Annotated in this window: 7 protein-coding genes; 4 read left to right on the forward strand and 3 right to left on the reverse strand. The window is 60.4% G+C overall.

From position 1 onward, the window contains the following. The first annotated feature begins 144 nt into the window (after positions 1 to 144). Both H3H51_RS07865 and H3H51_RS07870 read left to right on the forward strand, forming a co-directional pair. On the forward strand, positions 145 to 1,710 hold the full coding sequence (locus H3H51_RS07865) for a methyl-accepting chemotaxis protein (RefSeq protein ID WP_183088496.1): 1,566 nt from the start codon (positions 145 to 147) through the stop codon (positions 1,708 to 1,710). Positions 1,711 to 1,767: 57 nt separating this feature from the next. Continuing rightward, a complete protein-coding gene (locus H3H51_RS07870; protein WP_183088497.1) occupies positions 1,768 to 2,367 on the forward strand; it encodes a tRNA-uridine aminocarboxypropyltransferase in 600 nt (199 codons plus the stop codon). On the opposite strand, the gene H3H51_RS07875 is transcribed toward H3H51_RS07870, so the two are convergent. The 3 genes from H3H51_RS07875 to H3H51_RS07885 all read right to left on the reverse strand — a co-directional run bounded on the left by H3H51_RS07875 (position 2,368) and on the right by H3H51_RS07885 (position 7,417). After that, the gene (locus H3H51_RS07875) at positions 2,368 to 3,726 is read right to left on the reverse strand and encodes an HlyD family type I secretion periplasmic adaptor subunit (RefSeq protein ID WP_183088498.1); all 1,359 of its coding nucleotides are present in this window, start codon (positions 3,724 to 3,726) and stop codon (positions 2,368 to 2,370) included. A 109-nt stretch (positions 3,727 to 3,835) separates the two neighbouring features. Continuing rightward, the gene (locus tag H3H51_RS07880) at positions 3,836 to 5,983 is read right to left on the reverse strand and encodes a type I secretion system permease/ATPase (protein ID WP_407926469.1); all 2,148 of its coding nucleotides are present in this window, start codon (positions 5,981 to 5,983) and stop codon (positions 3,836 to 3,838) included. Between the two features lie 78 nt (positions 5,984 to 6,061). After that, positions 6,062 to 7,417, reverse strand: coding sequence for a TolC family outer membrane protein (locus tag H3H51_RS07885; RefSeq protein WP_183088500.1), 1,356 nt, complete (start codon positions 7,415 to 7,417; stop codon positions 6,062 to 6,064). 458 nt (positions 7,418 to 7,875) lie between these two features. Here H3H51_RS07885 and H3H51_RS07890 point away from each other — a divergent pair, with 458 nt between their 5' ends. Then, positions 7,876 to 18,099, forward strand: coding sequence for a retention module-containing protein (locus tag H3H51_RS07890; RefSeq protein WP_183088501.1), 10,224 nt, complete (start codon positions 7,876 to 7,878; stop codon positions 18,097 to 18,099). 278 nt (positions 18,100 to 18,377) lie between these two features. Then, complete coding sequence (locus H3H51_RS07895) at positions 18,378 to 18,719, forward strand: tryptophan synthase subunit beta (RefSeq protein ID WP_183088502.1); 342 nt, start codon at positions 18,378 to 18,380, stop codon at positions 18,717 to 18,719. The last annotated feature ends 43 nt before the right edge of the window (positions 18,720 to 18,762 follow it).

Here is an 18,762-nt window from a genome sequence, read left to right on the forward strand (position 1 = left end):
TGAGGCGCCGGGCCGACGAATAACCACTCGTCGGTTGTGGGTTTGCGGGCTGATGGCCTTGTGCCGGTTTTCGGGTTGATGTGCTAGACCCAATAGGTGCAAGGCCAGGAAGTCATCGCCAACTCCACCTAAAGGACGGCACCCATGCGGCAGAATCTCCCCGTCACTCAGCGGGAAAGAACCTTTCCTGCATCCGAACGCCTCATCTCCACCACCGATCTGAACAGCAAGATCACCTACTGCAACGACGCCTTCGTCGAGATCAGTGGTTTTACCCGCGAAGAATTGATCGACCAGCCGCACAACATGGTTCGTCACCCGGACATGCCGCCGGCGGTGTTCGGCCATATGTGGGATGTCATCAAGCAGGGCAAGCCGTGGATGGGTGTGGTCAAGAACCGCTCGAAGAACGGTGACTTCTACTGGGTCAGTGCCTATGTCACGCCCATCTACGAGAACGGCAAGATGTCCGGCTTCGAGTCGGTGCGCTCGGTACCGACTGCCGAGCAGAAGCAGCGGGCCGAAGCGTTGTATGCGCGTCTGCGGGCCGGCAAGCCACCGGTGCCGAAACTCGAATACTGGACCTACGACATGCTGCGTTCCTGGCCGCTGATCCTCGCCGGTCTGATTATCGCGAGCGGGCACTGGGTGCTCAGCGGCCCATGGCTGATTGTCTTCATCGTCGCGGTAATGTTCGCCCTCGGTTCCTACCAGCTGTACCGCACACGCCAGTTGATCCGCAAAACCCTGGCCGAACATCCCAAGGCCTTTACCAGCTCCCTGGTGGCCTTGACCTACAGTGACAGTCGTGGCGCCCAGGCCCTGCTAGACATGGCCATGATCAGTGAGGAGGCGCGTCTGCAGACTGCCTTGACGCGCCTGGAAGATGCCGGCGAAAGCGTACGCAAACGCGCAGCACAGTCCGCCGAGCTGTCCCGCTCCGGTGCCGATCTGCTGGAGCAACAGCGTAGCGAGACGGACCAGTCGGCCACGGCGATCAACCAGATGGCGGCGACCATTCAGGAGGTCGCGCACAACGTGCAGAACACCAGCCACGCCGCCGAAGAGGCCGATCGCCTGGCGGCGGAAGGCCGTCAGTTGGCCGGTGGCAGCCTGGAGGCCATGCAGCACATGGCCAGCGCGGTGCATGAGATTGGTCAGGCGGTGAACGAGCTGGCCAGCTCGACGCAATCGATTGGCAGTGTCGCCGACGTCATCACCTCGATTGCCGAACAGACCAACCTACTGGCGCTCAATGCGGCCATCGAGGCGGCGCGTGCCGGCGAGCAGGGCCGAGGGTTTGCCGTGGTGGCGGATGAAGTGCGGGCATTGGCGGGGCGCACGCGTGAGTCTACCGAGCAGATCCATCAGATCATTTCCTCGCTGCGTTCCGGCGCGGAGCGAGCCGTGCTCACTGCCAGCAAGGGCGAAGAAATCTCCCGTGAAAGCGTGCATAGCGTTGAAGCAGTACGCGAGGCGCTGGATGGCATCAGCCAGGCGGTGACGCGCATTACTGGCATGAGCCAGCAGATGGCCACGGCCTCCGAGCAGCAAAGCCATGTGGCCGAAGATATAAGCCGGCAGATCACGCGGATTGCCCAGCTCTCCGATCACAGCGCCGGGCAAGCCCAGCAGGGCGCGGCGATTGGCCGGGAGCTGGAGCAGATGGCCGAGTACCTGCACAGCCTGGCTGAGCGCTTCAACCGCTGAGTTCGGTCGGGTCGAACCGGCGCCTGTGGCAAACTGGGCGCCGGAGGAATTTTCGTCATGTCCCGTCTTCGCTGCGAGCGCTGCACGCGCCCGCTTGATCACTGTCTGTGTGCCTTGATCCCCAACCTGCCCAGCCATTCGCGCGTGCTGATCCTGCAGCACCCGGATGAGCAGAAGCATGCGCTGAATACCGCAAGGCTGGCCGCGTTGGGGCTGGCCAATGCCGAGTTGGCAGTCGGTGAGGTCTTCACCGAACTGGAGCAGTGGCTGAGCCCTGAGTACCGCGCGTGCCTGCTGTTTCCCGGCGACGATGCGCAGGTGCTGCCAATCCCTGCCACACCTGGCGATGGGCGTCCTTTGCTGCTGGTGGTGCCGGATGGCACCTGGCGCAAGGCGCGCAAGCTGCTGCACCTCAATCCAGTGCTGGCGGCCTTGCCGCGTGTCTGCCTGCCTGCGGGCATGAGTTCGCGCTATCGCCTGCGCAAGGCGCCGGGGGAGGGTGCGCTGGCCACCATCGAGGCGATAGTCGCGGCACTCAATCTGCAGGAAGGGGCCGGGCGCTTTGACGCGTTGCTGCGCCCGTTCGAGGCATTGATCGACGGGCAGATCAGAGCAATGGGTGCAGAGACTTTCCAGCGCAACCATCAGCGCGATTGATCAACGCTCGCGCATGGCCTCGGAACGGGCCTTGAGCACGGGTTTGAGCAGGTAGTCCAGCACGCTCTTCTCGCCGGTCATGATGTCCACCGTGGCGACCATCCCGGGGATGATCAGCAGCGGGTGATTGTCGCCGCCCAGGTGATTTTTGTCGGTGCGCACCTGGATCAGGTAGAAGCTGTTGCCTTCCTCGTCGGTGATGGTGTCCGCCCCGATCAGTTCCAGCTTGGCCTTGAGCCCGCCATAGATGGTGTAGTCATAAGCGGTGAACTTGACCATGGCCTTCTGCCCCGGATGGAGGAACGCTACATCCTGCGGCCGGATGCGTGCCTCGATCAGCAGGTTGTCTTCCAGCGGCACGATTTCCAGCATGTCGCTGCCCGGCTGCACCACGCCGCCGATGGTGTTGACCTTGAGCTGCTTGATGACCCCGTGCACGGGCGAAGAGATGGTGGTGCGGCTGACCCGGTCCTCGATGGCGACGCTGGTGGCGGTGATCTTCTGCAGCTCGGTGCGCACCTCATTGAGTTCCTTGAGGGCATCGGTGCGGAAGGTCAGGGTCGACTCGTCGAGCCGGCTTTCGATTTCCTGCATGGCCGACTCGGCCCGCGGGATGGCCAGGTTGGTCGAGTTCAGCGAACCACGCATTTCCACCGCCGTGCGTTGCAGGCGGAGGATTTCCACCGCCGAGATGGCGCCAGTGCCCACCAGCGGCTGCGACATGTTCAGCTCCTGCTGGATCAGCCCCAGTCCGGAGCTGTATTGCTGAGCCTTGGAGCGAAACTCGGCGAGCTCCTGGGTTTTCTGGCGCAGCTGCTGCTTGAGGGTGTTTTGTTCGCTTTCCAGGCGCTGCTGGCGCGAGCGGTACAGCGCCAGTTCGTCTTCTGCCAGCTGTGGCGCCTGTTTGAGCAGGTCGTCGGGCAGCACCAGGGGCGTGCCGGCGGCTTCGGCGCTGAGGCGTTTGACGCGGGCCACCAGGGCCATGCGGTCGGCCTCGGTTTCGCCCTTGTTGGAGTTGAAACGGGTGGCGTCCAGGCGCAGCAGCACATCGCCCTTGTTCACCACCTGGCCTTCACGGGTGAAGATCTCGGTGACGATGCCGCCCTCCAGATTCTGAATCACTTGAACCTTGCTTGAGGGAATCGCCTTGCCCTGGCCGGTGGTGACTTCCTGCAGCACCGCGAACTTGGCCCAGATCAGCGCCACCAGCAACAGGGCGGACACCGACCAGACCGTGGCGCGGGCCAGCCAGGGCGAGTCTTCGAGAATGGCGCCGTCGACTTCGGGCATGAACTCGGTGTCCTGCTTTTGTTTCTGCAGGCTGCCAAAGTAGTCACGAAGATTTTGAGCGAGTTCCATGCACTACCTCCAGGGGCGTGTGCGTAAGAGGCTGTTCAAAGTCTGCTGCGCGTCGGCCATACGGCGTCAAAAATTGTCTGGCTCTAGCTCGCGAGCCTTTGAGCGGCCTCTACACCGACGCAGGGCCGACGCGGCCTTTGCGCAACGCATCGATAACCGCTTCTTTCGGGCCGTCGGCGACGACCTGGCCGTTGTCCAGTACCACCAGGCGATCGACCAGGCTGAGCATCGAGACGCGATGGGTGATCAGCAGCAGGGTCTTGCCCTGCGCCCAGGTGTGCAGGCGATTGCGCAGGGTGTCTTCGCTGCTGTTGTCCATGGCGCTGGTGGGTTCGTCCAGCAGCAGGATCGGTGGATCGAGCAATAGCGCGCGTGCCAGCAGGACCGCCTGGCGTTGACCGCCAGAAAGCAGCTGGCCGCGTTCCCCCACCGGGCGGTCGAAGCCTTGCGGGTGCTGCCGGGCCAGTTCGGTAACGCCGGTCATCTCGGCGACTTCGAGCATGCGCTCATCGCTGACATAGCGGGCGCCGAGGGTCAGGTTGTCGCGCAGGCTGCCAGACAGCAGCGGCAGGTCGTGGGCGACATAGCCGATCTGGTGGCGCAGGTCGGCGACATCCAGTTGGCGCAGGTCGAGGTTGTCGAGCAGGATCTGCCCTTCGCTCGGGGTGTAGAAGTTCATCACCAGGCGCGCCAGGGTGCTTTTGCCCGAGCCGCTGCGGCCGATGATGCCGATGCGCTCGCCGGCGTTCATCCGGAAACTCACCTTGGACAGTGCCGGGCTGCTTTGGCCCGGGTAGCTGAAGCTGACCTGACGCATGTCGAGCGCGCCCTTGAGGTGCGTGCGTTCCAGCGGGCGTTGTTTGGCCTGGCGCTCCTGCGGCAGGCCCATCAGCGCATCGGTGCTGGTCATGGTCAGGCGCGCTTGCTGGTAACGGGTAATTAGCCCTGCGATCTGCCCGAGCGGGCCGAGGACCCGGCTGCCGAGCATGTAACAGGCGACCAGGGCGCCGACGCTGAGGTTGCCGGAAATGATGATGTAGACCCCGGCGACTATGGTGGCCATGCCGGCGAACTGTTGCAGGAACAGGGTGCCGTTGGTGGCCAGCGAGGCGAGGAAGCGCGAGTGGCTGTCCAGGCGTGTCAGGGCGCCGTGGGTTTTCTCCCAGCTATGCTGGCGTTCGCTCTCGGCGCTACAGGCCTTGAGGGTTTCCAGACCGCTGAGGGTTTCGATCAGCAGTGCCTGGCGTTCGGCGCCCAGTGCCAGGCTCTTCTGCACGGTATCGCGCAGGCGGGCCTGGACGATCAGGGCGAAGATGGCGGTGATCGGGAAGGCCAGCAGCGGGATGACCACCAGCCAGCCGCCGAGCAGGCCGATGACTACGATCATCAGCAGGGAGAAGGGCAGGTCGATCAGGCTGGTCAGGGTGACCGCGGTGAGGAATTCACGCAGGCCCTGGAAGTCATGAATGCTTTGCGCGAATCCGCCGATGGTGGCGGGGCGGGCCTTCATCTCCATGCCGGTGATGCGTTCGAACAGGGTGGCGGATAGCACCACATCGGTCTTCTTGCCGGCTACGTCCAGCAGGTGCGCGCGCAGCACGCGCAGGAGCAATTCGAAGGCGCTGCCGATGAACAGGCCGATGACCAGCACCCACAAGGTCGAGGTTGCCTGGTTGGGCACCACGCGGTCGTAGGTCTGCATGACGAACAGCGGCACCATCAGGCCGAGCAGGTTGATCAGCAGGCTGGCGAGGATGGCGTCGGTGTACAGCCAGCGCGACAGCTTCAGGGTGTCGCGGAACCAGGCTTCGATCCGCGGCACCAGCGGATTGCGGACTTCTTCGAGCTCATGCCGAGGGCGGGCGAAGAAGGCCCTGCCGCTGTATTCCAGCGCCAGGTGTTCGCGGTTGACCCACTGCTCGCCGCCTTCGGCTTCGCACGGCAGGATCAGCATCTGGTTCTTCGGCCCGATGCGGCGCAGCACGGCACTGCTGCCATCCTTGAGCAGCAACAGAATCGGTAGGTTGAGCGGCGAAATGGCGTCGAGCGTACGGCGCAGGATGCGCCCTTGCAGACCGGCGCGGGCGGCTGAACGCGGCAGCAGTTCAGCGGTCAGGCGTTGTTCGGCCAATGGCAGGCCCGCAGTCAGGCTGGCTCGGCTGGCCGAGCAGTTGTGCAGGTTGCAGAGAATAAGGAGGCCATCGAGCAGTGGGTCATCATGACTCTGCCGCTGGTCATCGGAAGGCTTCCGCTCCATGGTGGTCAACGTTCACTACTCCTCGGACATTGCCTGGAAACAGCGGGGCGCGGCTTCCAGGCAATATCTTCGCCGGGACTACTTCATTTCCGGCAGACGCGCCTCGCTCTTCACTTCTGTGAGGGCAATTGCTTCGGCTGGGGGTACCACGTTTTCTTTCTTCAGCAGTTCGCCTGTGGCCGAGATAACCCGGTACATGGAGAACTCTTCGGTGTAACGCACTTCGGCATAGCGGCGGTTGGCGGTGAAAAGTTCGTTTTCACTGTCCAGCAAGTCCAGCAGGGTGCGCTGGCCGAGGCTGAATTGCTGCTGATAAGCCTCGCGAACGCGTGCGGTGTAGTCCGCATAGTCACGTGCCTTGGGGGTTTGCAGGCGGGCGTTTTCCATGGCGTTCCAAGCCAGTGCGAGGTTCTCGTTGAGTACCCGCAGGGCGTTGTTGCGAATGTCCATGGATTGGTTGATTTCGTGGGCTGCAGCCTGCAGGCGTGCCTTGTCGCGCATGCCGTTGAACAGGTTGTAGTTCATCACCACGGCAGCGCGCCAGGTGTTGTAGTGGCCTTCATCGCCCTGGGTGTTGTCGTCGGCGGTGGTGGCCAGCTCTGCGTCGAAGCGCGGGTAGAAGGGCGACTTGGCCACTTCATATTGTTTCTCGGCAGCCTGTACGTCGGCTTGTGCCGATTTCAGGTAGGGGTTGTTGTCGATCACGCTCTGCCGTGCGACGGGCAGGTCGGCAGGCATGTCACCGGCTACGGTGCCGGGCTGCTCCAGTTCATCGGCTATACGGCCGACGGCGCTGTAGAAGTTGGCCTCGGCATCGGCCAGGTTGACCTGCTCGGTGTAAAGGTTGTTCTCGGCCAGGGCCAGACGCGCTTCCGACTGATCGAGGTCGGCGGTGCTGCCGACGCCGCGCTCGCTGCGCAGGCTGATCTGGTCATTGATGCGCTGGTGAGCCTGCAGGTTGTTCTGTGCCAGGGTCACCATCTCGCGGCGCTTGAGCACGTCCAGGTAAACCTCGACGGTACGCAGGGCCAGGCTCTCGGAAGTGCCAAGCACATAATAAGCACGGGAGTTAACCACGGCCTCGGTGCGGGCTACTTCATTAGGGGTGTTGAACCCGTCGAACAGCATCTGCCGCAGGCGTAGCTCGGCATCGCGGTAGTTCAGGGTTTCCTTATTGTGGTCACCGAGCGCACGGGTACTGGGGCTGTCCGTTTGCTCACGACCATAACCGGCCATCAGGTCGACAGTCGGCAGATAGCCGCCCTTGGCTACCTTCACGCCTTCATCGGATGCCAACCGTTCGTTCATGCTGGCATGCAGTTCAGGGTGGGTGTCGATCGTGCTCTGGATCGCTTCTGAGAGGTTCATTGCCTGTGCCTGGGCGCATGCCATGGCCATCAGGATGCCACTACAGAGCGGTTTAAGAACGCGCATGATTTTATTCTCCTTATGTGTGTGCTCAGATCCTGTCGCCAAAATACTGGCGTTTTCGCTTATAAATGCGTTTCACGCCTGTAACATACCAGCTAAGAACATCCTTCAGGATAGCTAAGAAAAATTTGTCACAAGAATTATGAGAAAAAAGTCTTATGCACTATGTGAAAACGAGCACATTGTTTTTTCCGTACAGCCACGGAAAACGGGCCTTAGAAGCCATTTTGTGGTTGAAAGCGGTGGTCAGGCGCGATTTAGAGCATAAGGGGCGGGAAATTTATCTGATGGAGTAGGCCGGTGCAGTTGGGTGACACTTTTTTGTCGCATTAACAAAAAACGTTGGTAGCACCGCTTCACTTTAAGCAGTTTTTCTTCGCACACCCCTGGTTCGAAAGGTGATTTGGCCCTTTTGAAACATACCGGCAGTGGTCGGTAGTTGTAGTGTGGAGGAAGGAATCATGGCTACTTTGATCGGTGTCGTCAGTCAGGTTGTCGGCGAAGTGTTTGCAGTAGCCGGCGATGGATCGCGTCGACCCCTAGCCGAAGGCGACCGTGTTTATGCCGGTGAACAGTTGGTTACCGGAGCCAGCGGCTCCGTAGCTATCAACCTTACGAACGGGCAGGAGCTGACGCTCGGTCGCGATAGCAGCATGACGCTCAACGAGCAGATGATTGCTGGCACCGATAGCACGCCGCAGACCGATGTGCAGGACCAAGCGCCTGCGGCTCCCTCCGATGCCGACCTGACCGATGTCGAGAAACTGCAGGCAGCCATCGAGGCGGGCGTCGACCCGACGCAGAATGCTGAAGCAACCGCTGCGGGCCCAGGTGGCGGTGGTGGCGGCGGAGCTGGTGGTGTAGGCGGTGGCCACTCCTTCGTGCTGCTGGGCGAGACCGGCGGCCAACTGGATCCCACCATCGGCTTCCCGACTGCTGGGTTGGACAGTGGCCCAGATTTTCCTGATCCGGAACCTATCGTTACCCCTGATCCGGTGGTGCCGGACTTCACGCCTGACGTCGAAGTCGAGTACGAGGACTTCCAGGGCCAGGTCGCAACCGGCCCGGCGATTGTCGATGAAGAGGGCCTCAGCAACGGCACCAACCCCAGCAGTACCGCCGAGCAGGCGACCGGCCAGCTGGTGATCAATTCCCCGGACGGGGTTTCCGCGCTGCAGATCCAGGACGTCAACGGCAACTGGATCGACGTCACCAATGGTGGCGTGGTGCAGGGCCAGTACGGCGTGCTCACCGTGGATGCGTCCGGTGGCTGGACCTATGTGCTCAGCGACAACACGCTCAACCACAACAACCCCAACGCCACTGGCGCCGCCGATCAGGTCGGCGAGAGCTTCGGCGTGCGCGTGTTCGATCTCGATGGCGACGTGTCGCCGACCGTGCAACTCAATGTGCTGGTCAACGACGACGGCCCGAATGCAGGGCTGAGCGCAGAGGCTGCGTCGCTGGGCCTTGTCAGCGTTGATGAGAGCCTGCCGGTCTTGGGAGGTGTAGGTGGTGATGGTGTTGCCAGTGCGGTGTTGAGCAGTGCGATTGTTCAGGCCCAATTCGACCCTACCTACGGTGCAGATGGGGAAGGCAGTACGGTTTACAGTTTGCAGCTCAATGGTGACAACGTAGGTAGTGGGTTATTTGCTGTGGATCCGGGCGTTTCAAATGGCCAGGGGGCTGCAATCCTTCTGAACCAATCAGGCAATGTCATTACTGGTAGCGCGGGCGGAGTGGAATATTTCACTCTGACAATTGACCCGAGTAGTGGGGCGGTGACTTTAGCGTTGCTAGACAATATTTGGCATGGCGACACCAGTAGCAACGATGACGGTCAGTTGTTGGAGTTGTCGCCGGGTGTACTGGAGCTGGTGCAGACAATCACCGACGGTGATGGCGATACCGACACTGCTTCGATTGATCTGGGTGCTGCCGGCGCGTTTGGTTTTGATGACGATGGCCCAACCCTGACGGTAGAAGCGAGTGGTGAGGGAGAAGGCCGCTCTCTGAGCATGCAGCTCGATGAAACTGTTGGTCTTGACCGAGCTGCGCCTGGTGAAACGGCAAACGGTAACAGCGATGACGATGGCCCTGGCCTTGGGCAAGTAACGACGGCAGTTAGCGGTGGTTTGGCGGCACTGTTCAGCATCGGTGGTAGCTATGGTTCAGACGGTGCGGGCAGTACGAGCGGTATATTCAGTTTTGCTGGTGTTCCCCCAGGTGGCCTGCTGACCAATTTGTCTGCCACCGTTGGTGGTGCGATCACGCTGGTGGCGGATGGCAGCGGTGGGCTAAACGGCGTCGATAGCACCAATCAGGTCGTGTTCACCATCCAGATCGTGGAAGTAGGCGGTGAACTGCAACTACAGACGACGCTGTTCGAGGCCTTGAAGCATGGCAATGCGGCCTTGTTTGATGAGTCGCTAAACCTGTTGTTGCGACAAGGCAGCTTGGAGCTGCAGTACGAGGTGACTCGTATTGATGGTGATGGCGACAGGCTGGTTCAGTCGGATCGAATCACCTTGGCCGATGGTGAGAGTTCGGTATTCAGCTTCGAGGACGATGGTCCGACCCTGACGGTAGACGGGAGTGGTGAGGGCGAAGGCCGCTCCCTGAACATGCAGCTCGATGAAACTGTTGGTCTTGACCGAGCTGCGCTTGGTGAAACGGCAAACGGTAACAGCGATGACGATGGCCCTGGCCTTGGGCAAGTCACGACGGCAGTTAGCGGTGGTTTGGCGGCACTGTTCAGCATCGGTGGTAGTTATGGTTCAGACGGTGCGGGCAGTACGAGCGGTGTATTCAGTTTTGCTGGTGTTCCCCCAGGTGGCCTGCTGACCAATTTGTCTGCCACCGTTGGTGGTGCGATCACGCTGGTGGCGGATGGCAGCGGTGGGCTAAACGGCGTCGATAGCACCAATCAGGTCGTGTTCACCATTCAGATCGTGGATGTAGGCGGCGAACTGCAACTACAGACGACGCTGTTCGAGGCCTTGGAACATGGCAATGCGGCCTTGTTTGATGAGTCGCTAAACCTGTGGTTGCGACAAGGCAGCTTGGAGCTGCAGTACGAGGTGACTCGTATTGATGGTGATGGCGACAAGCTTGTTGTGTCGGACAGCATTACCTTGGCCGATGGTGAGGGTTCGGTATTTAGCTTCGAGGACGATGGTCCGGCGGTGAGCAGCTTCGGTCTGAAGGAAGGTGCGAAGCTGTACGTGGATGAATCACTGGGTACGACCGGTTCGATCAAGGATGAAGGCGCTGGTGTGGCAGGCAACAACGATGAGACTGCCGTCGGTGCGCCGGCAGGTGCGCTGGGCTATGCAACAATCGGTGGTGCCAGCTTGTTCAACCTGGTGGTGGATGCTGGTAGTGATGGGCCGGACAGCAGTAAGACCAAGTACGAGCTGACGCTCAGTGCTGCGAATGTAGACTCGGGTCTGGATGCCACGGCTGGAGGCAACATCCTACTGTCGCAGGAGGTAGGCACAGGCGACATCCTGGGGATGGTGGGCAGTGTGGTTGTCTTCCGTATCCACCTGGATGCCGATGATGGCGACCTGACGTTGACCCAGTACGAGGCAATCAAACACACCGATGCCAACAACCATGACTTCCTGGCGCAGATCGCTGAGGGGGTAGTGAAGGCGCAAGTTACGGTATTTGACCAAGATGATGACTCGGCGACGTCGAGTAGCGTGGATTTGGGTTCGGTACTGGGCTTCGAGGACGATGGTCCGAGTATTGTCCTGGGCTTTGGAACGGCACCTGTGCCGGTTCTCAATACCCAGGATGCAGAGACCATCGGGGCCAACTCCGATACGGTCGGTGCGAATTTCAGCAGCGTCTTCAGTGTTACCAGTTCCAGCTACGGCGCCGATGGTGCGGGTACTACCAGTACCAGCTATGCCTTGGTGATGATTGCCGCCGAAGGCTCGGCGTCGGGCCTGAGCAGCAATGGCGCAGCTATCTACCTCTACGAAACCGGTGGGGTGATCTATGGCTCCACGTCGGCTTCCGAGGGCGGCGTCAACGCGGGCAACACCATCTTCTCCTTGGCGGTGGATGGCTCCGGGTCGGTAACGCTGACCCAGAACGCCGAGATCGATCACGCCGGCCCCGGCGTGGGCAGTGGCTACGATGCCCAGGAAGCGGTGCTGGGTAGCGGCCTGGTCGGGCTGAAGGGCACGGTGACCATCACCGATGGCGATGGTGATTTCGCCACGTCCGACAAGGTGCTGGATCTGGGCGGCAAGGTGGCCTTCGATGACGACGGCCCGAGCATTGTTCTGGGCTTTGGAACGGCACCTGTGCCTGTTCTCAATACCCAGGATGCAGAGACCATCGGAGCCAACTCCGATACGTCCGGTGCGAATTTCAGCAGCGTCTTCAGTGTTACCAGTTCCAGCTACGGCGCCGATGGTGCGGGTACTACCAGTACCAGCTATGCCTTGGTGATGATTGCCGCCGAAGGCTCGGCGTCGGGCCTGAGCAGCAATGGTGCGACGGTCTACCTCTACGAAAACGGTGGGGTGATCTACGGATCCACTGCCGCGACCGAAGGCGGTATCAACGCCGGCAATACCATCTTCTCCCTGGGCGGAAATGGTTCCGGGTCGGTGGTCCTGACCCAGTATGCCGAGATTGATCACGCCGGCCCCGGCGTGGGTAGCAACTACGGTGCCCAGGAAGCGGTGCTGGGTAGCGGCCTGGTTGGGCTCAAAGGCACGGTGACCATCACCGATGGCGATGGTGATTTCGCCACGTCCGACAAGGTGCTGGATCTGGGCGGCAAGGTGGCCTTCGATGACGACGGCCCGAGCATTGTTCTGGGCTTTGGAACGGCACCTGTGCCTGTTCTCAATACCCAGGATGCAGAGACCATCGGGGCCAACTCCGATACGTCCGGTGCGAATTTCAGCAGCGTCTTCAGTGTTACCAGTTCCAGCTACGGCGCCGATGGTGCGGGTACTACCAGTACCAGCTATGCCTTGGTGATGATTGCCGCCGAAGGCTCGGCGTCGGGCCTGAGCAGCAATGGTGCGACGGTCTACCTCTACGAAAACGGTGGGGTGATCTACGGATCCACTGCCGCGACCGAAGGCGGTATCAACGCCGGCAATACCATCTTCTCCCTGGGCGGAAATGGTTCCGGGTCGGTGGTCCTGACCCAGTATGCCGAGATTGATCACGCCGGCCCCGGCGTGGGTAGCAACTACGGTGCCCAGGAAGCGGTGCTGGGTAGCGGCCTGGTTGGGCTGAAGGGCACGGTGACCATCACCGATGGCGATGGTGATTTCGCCACGTCCGACAAGGTGCTGGACCTGGGCGGCAAGGTGGCCTTCGATGACGATGGCCCGAGCATTTCCCTGGGCTTCAGCTCAACGCAGCAGGCGGTGCTCAATACCCAGGATGCCGAGACCATTGGGATCAACTCCGATACGGCTAGCAGTAGCTTCAGTGGCGCCTTCACCGTCACCAGCTCCAGCTACGGCGCGGATGGCGCAGGGACTACCAGCACCAGCTATGCGCTGGTGATGATTGCGGCGGAAGGAGTGGCCTCGGGCCTGAGCAGCAATGGTGCTGCTATCTACCTGTACGAAACCGGTGGGGTGATCTATGGCTCCACGTCGGCTTCCGAGGGTGGCGTCAACGCGGGCAACACTATCTTCTCCTTGGCGGTGGATGGCTCTGGGTCGGTAACGCTGACCCAGAATGCCGAGATCGATCACGCCCTGCCTGGCGTAAGCAGCAACTACGGCGCCCAGGAGGCCGTGCTGGGCAATAACCTGGTCGGGCTCAAAGGCACCGTGACCATTACCGATGGCGACGGCGACTTCGCCAGCTCCAACAAGGTGCTGGACCTGGGTGGCAAGGTGGCCTTCGACGACGATGGCCCGAGCATTAGCCTGGGCTTCGGTTCATCGCAACTGCCGGTGCTCAACACCCAGGATGCGCAGACCATCGGGGCTAACTCCGATACCGCCAGCGGCAGTTTCAGTGGCGCCTTCACCGTCACCAGTTCCAACTACGGTGCGGATGGTGCGGGTACTACCAGCACCAGTTATGCCATGGTGATGATCGCCGCCGAAGGCTCGGCGTCGGGCCTGAGCAGCAATGGCGTAGCGATCTACCTGTACGAGAACGGTGGGGTCATCTATGGGTCCACCGCGGCCACTCAAGCGGGGGTCAACGCTGGCAACACCATCTTCTCCCTGAGCGTGAATGGATCCGGGTCGGTAACCCTGACCCAAAATGCCGAGATCGATCACGCCGGCCCCGGCGTGGGTAGCAGCTACGACGCTCAGGAAGCTGTGCTGGGTAGCGGCCTGGTCGGCCTGAAAGGCACGGCAACCATCATCGATGGCGATGGCGACATTGCATCCTCCAGCCAGGTGCTGGACCTGGGTGGCAAGGTGGCCTTCGATGACGATGGCCCGAGCATCAGCCTGGGTTTCAGCTCATCGCAACTGTCGGTGCTCAATACCCAGGATGCCGAGACCGTTGGGGTCAACTCTGATACGGCCAGTAGCAGCTTCAGTGGCGCCTTCACCGTCACCAGCTCCAACTACGGCGCGGATGGGCCGGGCACCACCAGCACCAGCTATGCCATGGTGATGATCGCCGCCGAAGGCTCGGCATCGGGCCTGAGTAGCAATGGCGTGACCATTTACCTGTATGAGACCGGTGGGGTGATCTACGGCTCCACGTCGGCTACGGAGGGTGGCGTCAACGCCGGCAACACCATCTTCTCCCTGGCGGTGGATGGCTCCGGGTCGATTACCCTCACCCAGAATGCCGAGATCGATCACGCCCTGCCTGGCGTAGGCAGCAACTACGGCGCCCAGGAGGCGGTGCTGGGTAATAATCTGGTCGGCCTGAAAGGCACAGTGACCATTACCGATGGCGACGGCGACTTCGCCAGCTCCAACAAGGTGCTGGATCTGGGCGGCAAGGTGGCCTTCGATGACGATGGTCCGAGCATCAGCCTGGGCTTCAGTTCATCGCAGCTGCCGGTGCTCAATACCCAGGATGCGCAGACCATTGGCGCTGCCACGGATACCGACAGCGGCAACTTCAGTGGTGGCTTTACCGTCACATCCAGTTTCGGTGCCGATGGCGCAGGTACGATCACGCAGAGCTATAGCCTCAACCTGATGGCAGGTCCTGCCGGCGGGCCGCTGGCTTCCGGTATGAATGCCAGTGGCGGCGCTATCTACCTGTACGAGGTGGGCGGCAGCATCGTCGGTTCTACCTCGGCTACCAGTGCAGGTATTTCGGTTGGCAATACGGTGTTCTCGCTGTCAGTGAATGCCGGCTCTGGGCAGGTCACCCTGACTCAGTACCAGGAAATCAACCATGATCTGCCCGGCTCCAGTTCCAATTACGCCAGCCAGGAAGAGCTGCTTGGTACGGGGCTGGTCGGTCTGAAGCTCACAGCCACCATTACCGATGGGGATGGTGACTTTGCCAGCACCAACAAGGTGCTGGATCTGGGTGGCAAGGTGGCCTTCGATGACGACGGCCCGACTGCCAGGGACAACACCATCTCCGTAATGGAAGGCGGTGTGCCACCTTTCAACCTGATCCTGGTGGTGGATACCTCCGGCAGCATGCTCTATGAGATCGGCACCAATAACCAGGGCTCACCTAACCGCCTGGAACTGGCCAAGGAAGCGCTTGCCAACATGATCGACAGTTACGCTGCCCTTGGCGTACCGCTGGCGATCACGGTGATTGATTTCGCCACGGGGGCGCTGCTGATTCCACAAACCACCGACCCGGACGTGGCCAAAGCCAGCATTCAGGGCTTGGCCACCGATGGCGGCAATACCAACTACAACGCACCGTTGGTGCTGGCGCAGAATCAGTTGACTGCGGACTTGGTCAACCTGCCGGATTACGAGCATCGGGTGTACTTCCTGTCGGATGGTCAGCCCAACGTGGGCAACGTTCCGGCTGGCTGGACATCCTTCGTCAATGCCAGTGGCGCCGAGGTCTATGCGGTCGGGCTCAGCGTCAGCTCCAATGCTGGAGCGATCGCCCAACTGGGACTGGTCGAGGATCATGGTGATGCAGTCACCTTGATCGATGACCCCTACGATCTCGACGCAACCTTGCAGGCCACTGTGCCGCTGCCGAGCATGGGTAATGTGATTACCGATGTCGATCCGCAGGATGGCGTCGACAGCAGTGGTGCAGATGCTGCGGTGACCGTGACCAAGGTCAGCTTCGTTGCGGCTGACCCGTCGGATTACGTCGGCATTGCCGATCAGATATCCGGCAATGTGGTCACCTTCCTGGTTCAAGGCGGCACCACCGGGCCGATCACCACACCGTTGGGCGGTACGCTGGTGGTCAATGCCAACGGCTCCTACAGCTATACACCGCCCAATAATGTGTTGGTCGACAGCCAGGAGGTCTTCACCTACACCATCATCGACAAGGATGGCGACACTTCCAGTGCCGACCTGAATATCAACGTCCTGGATACCAGCCCGATCATTGCCAATGTCTACGAGGATGGCCTGCCCAATGGCCTGCTTGATGTAGGCTCGAATGTCACTCTGGTGGCGGGCAGTCTGGCAGGAACAGTTGCTGACAGCGCCGGTGTGACCTTCAGCCTGGGCAGCACCAGTGGCTTGCCGGTACTGACTGCAGATGGTGTGGCGATAACCTACAGCGTGGTCGATGGGCCTACCTCCGATACCCTGACGGCCAAGGCGGGTACGGACACCATTTTCACTCTGGTGCTGCAGGCCAGTGGCAGTTACACCTTCAGTCTGGTAGGGGCCATCGATCATGCCTCGGCGAACGGGGACGACCAGGAACTGAAAGACCTGGATCTTTCCAGCGTCATTGTGGCCAAGGAAGGTCTGGCCAATGTCCCGCTGATCCGTGACTTCATCGTCCAGGTTGAGGACGATGTACCAGTGGTTCTGGCCGCTTCCAACCTGGTCTACTCAAATAGCAACAACCCGGCCGGCGCGACTGGGATTTTCGACTACAGCACGGGTGCGGACACCCGTGGCAGTGGGCCGTTCTCTGCGTCGGACTCGGATTTCAATGCCATCACTCTGGCCGGTACCGTGGGTGGTACAGCCATCACGTCGCAGTCAGTCACCTGGGTCTCGGAAAGTGCCAGTACGGCCACCTTCGATATCGAGTTCAACTACGCTCCGAACCCGGCCAACCCGGGAACTACGGTGGAGGCGACCGGTACCCTGACCTTCGACAAGGTCAACGGTACCTACACGGTATCGCTGGATGAACCGGTACAGGGTTACAGCATCCTTAAAACCAGTGCCTCGCTGAGTATCACCGGGTACGAGACGGGTGGCAGCGTGCTGGATAACACCCAGCCGGCGGTGTCGGTCGCCAAGCTGGATAATGACTTCTATGTCCAGTTCAGAAGCGCAGCAGAACCTGGTGGCGGAACGGGTGGCAATAACCTGCAGGCAGGAAGTTCGGGAACCACCGTGTTCAGTAATGGCGAGCTGTTCACTCAGGGTGCTTCCTGGGTCAGCGTGTCGAACTCTGCGAACGGCGTTGCCGGTGACACCATCGGCAAGGGCGAGGTCCTAGACCTGACCTTCCATACCGCTAATCCGACCGGCACTGTGGTGGCCAACCCGGATGGACGTGCCGACGGCATCTTCCTCAAGTTCGACGGTATCAATAACGAGGACCTGGTGGTGGTGCTGAGACTCATCGGTGACGGTGGCGTGAAAACCACCCGGGCACTGGTTATCAGCAATAACGATATTGCCACTGCCGGAAGCAGCGCGGCGACCCTGGCAGCCTTGCTGGCTTATGGAATTACCCTGGACCAAAACGATGGGGCCATTGTTATCCAGCACAATGACTTCAACGGGGCAGGGGAGAACTGGCAAATTTACGGTGCGCAGATCCTGACCAGCGTGGAAGACATCACCACCTCGGTGGCGTTGAACTTCAACTCCGCCATTGGCGATTCGGGTGGTTCAAGCAGCACCACCAGCTTCAATAACCAAACTGACAACGATGTTGTGAAGGTCTCTGATATCGGTCTGATCACCACTGAGACCAACACGCTGGATACCGAGTTGGACTTCCAGGTTGGGGTCAAGGATGCCGATAACGATGTTTCCTCCAGCACCAATCTGCATGTGACCATCGAGGCAGGCACTACCTTCACCGGCACGGCGGTTGCCGATGTTATCCAGGGTAGTGCCGGTAACGACACGTTGTATGGCCTGGTTGGTGATGACGTGCTGATTGGTGGCGCAGGTAATGATCTGCTGGTGGGTGGTGCGGATAACGATACCTATCTCTGGAAAGCAGGGAGCACAGGTACGGATACCATCCAAGGCTTTGTCCATAGCTTCAACGGCAATACACAGGGTGACAGGTTGGATCTGTCGGAATTGCTGAGTGGCGAGAACACCATCGGAGGTGGAGGTGTAGGCAACTTGCTGAGCTTCCTTGATATCTCTGCAGCTAATGTTTCCGGTGGTGCAGGGTTGGATACGGTGATCAAGGTCAGCGATACCGCAACAGCCAACCCGGAGTCCTCGACTGAGCAGACCATCGTGCTACAGGATGTAAACCTCTATACCAGCTATTCCACGGGCAGTGAGGCCAGTGTGATTCTGGGCATGCTCAATGATGGTACGTTGAAGGTTGATGTGGCTTAACCCATAAACCTGCCGCAACAAAAAGCCCGTCTCTCAAGGACGGGCTTTTTGTTGGCGTGGCAGCCATTCCCCAATTACCCCGCCAGTGACTATCAGCAGTGAATGACCAGCCTTCATTGAGATATTCAGTCGGGATGCTGCGTAAGTTGCTTTATTAAGGCACTCTTCGATTAGCCGGTTCGCGAGGCAGTTTGGGAAAGCAGCCTTGATCACGGATCTAAACGTTGAGCCAACCCACCAACCGAAGTGCCGGTGGTTCTATGCCTGGAGGATGCAGCATGGTGTACGTGCAAAGGGACAGTGAAGGGCGTTTGCTGCGGGTGGAGCACGCTCCGTTTGATGCGATGACGGAAACCCTGGCTGTAGAAAGCGATGAGCTGGAAAGCTGGCTGACGGCGCGCGAAGAAGTAAAAGCGCGGCTGACCAGCCTGCAGGAATCCGACCTGGAGCTGGTTCGGGTACTGGAAGACGTGGTTAGCGTACTGGTTGAGAAGGGTGTGATTCGTTACACCGACCTGCCTGAGGCCGCTCGGCAGAAGCTCGATCAGCGTGCCGTTACTCGTGCAGAGATTGAAGGCCTCAGTGGCCTGCTGGGAGAAGACGAGCACCAGCTGCTCTGAGCTCCTCCCGCTACCCAGAGCGCAAGGGGTTCGCGCTCTGGGT

Origin of the sequence: Aquipseudomonas ullengensis, assembly GCF_014174475.1 — a bacterium.
Classification (GTDB): domain Bacteria; phylum Pseudomonadota; class Gammaproteobacteria; order Pseudomonadales; family Pseudomonadaceae; genus Aquipseudomonas; species Aquipseudomonas ullengensis.

Bases quoted from the DNA above. Each gene is read 5' to 3' on its own strand.
- H3H51_RS07865 (WP_183088496.1), top strand. From the start codon at position 145: ATGCGGCAGAATCTCCCCGTCACTCAGCGGGAAAGAACCTTTCCTGCA.
- H3H51_RS07870 (WP_183088497.1), top strand. From the start codon at position 1,768: ATGTCCCGTCTTCGCTGCGAGCGCTGCACGCGCCCGCTTGATCACTGT.
- H3H51_RS07875 (WP_183088498.1), bottom strand. From the start codon at position 3,726: ATGGAACTCGCTCAAAATCTTCGTGACTACTTTGGCAGCCTGCAGAAA.
- H3H51_RS07880 (WP_407926469.1), bottom strand. From the start codon at position 5,983: ATGGAGCGGAAGCCTTCCGATGACCAGCGGCAGAGTCATGATGACCCA.
- H3H51_RS07885 (WP_183088500.1), bottom strand. From the start codon at position 7,417: ATGCGCGTTCTTAAACCGCTCTGTAGTGGCATCCTGATGGCCATGGCA.
- H3H51_RS07890 (WP_183088501.1), top strand. From the start codon at position 7,876: ATGGCTACTTTGATCGGTGTCGTCAGTCAGGTTGTCGGCGAAGTGTTT.
- H3H51_RS07895 (WP_183088502.1), top strand. From the start codon at position 18,378: ATGGTGTACGTGCAAAGGGACAGTGAAGGGCGTTTGCTGCGGGTGGAG.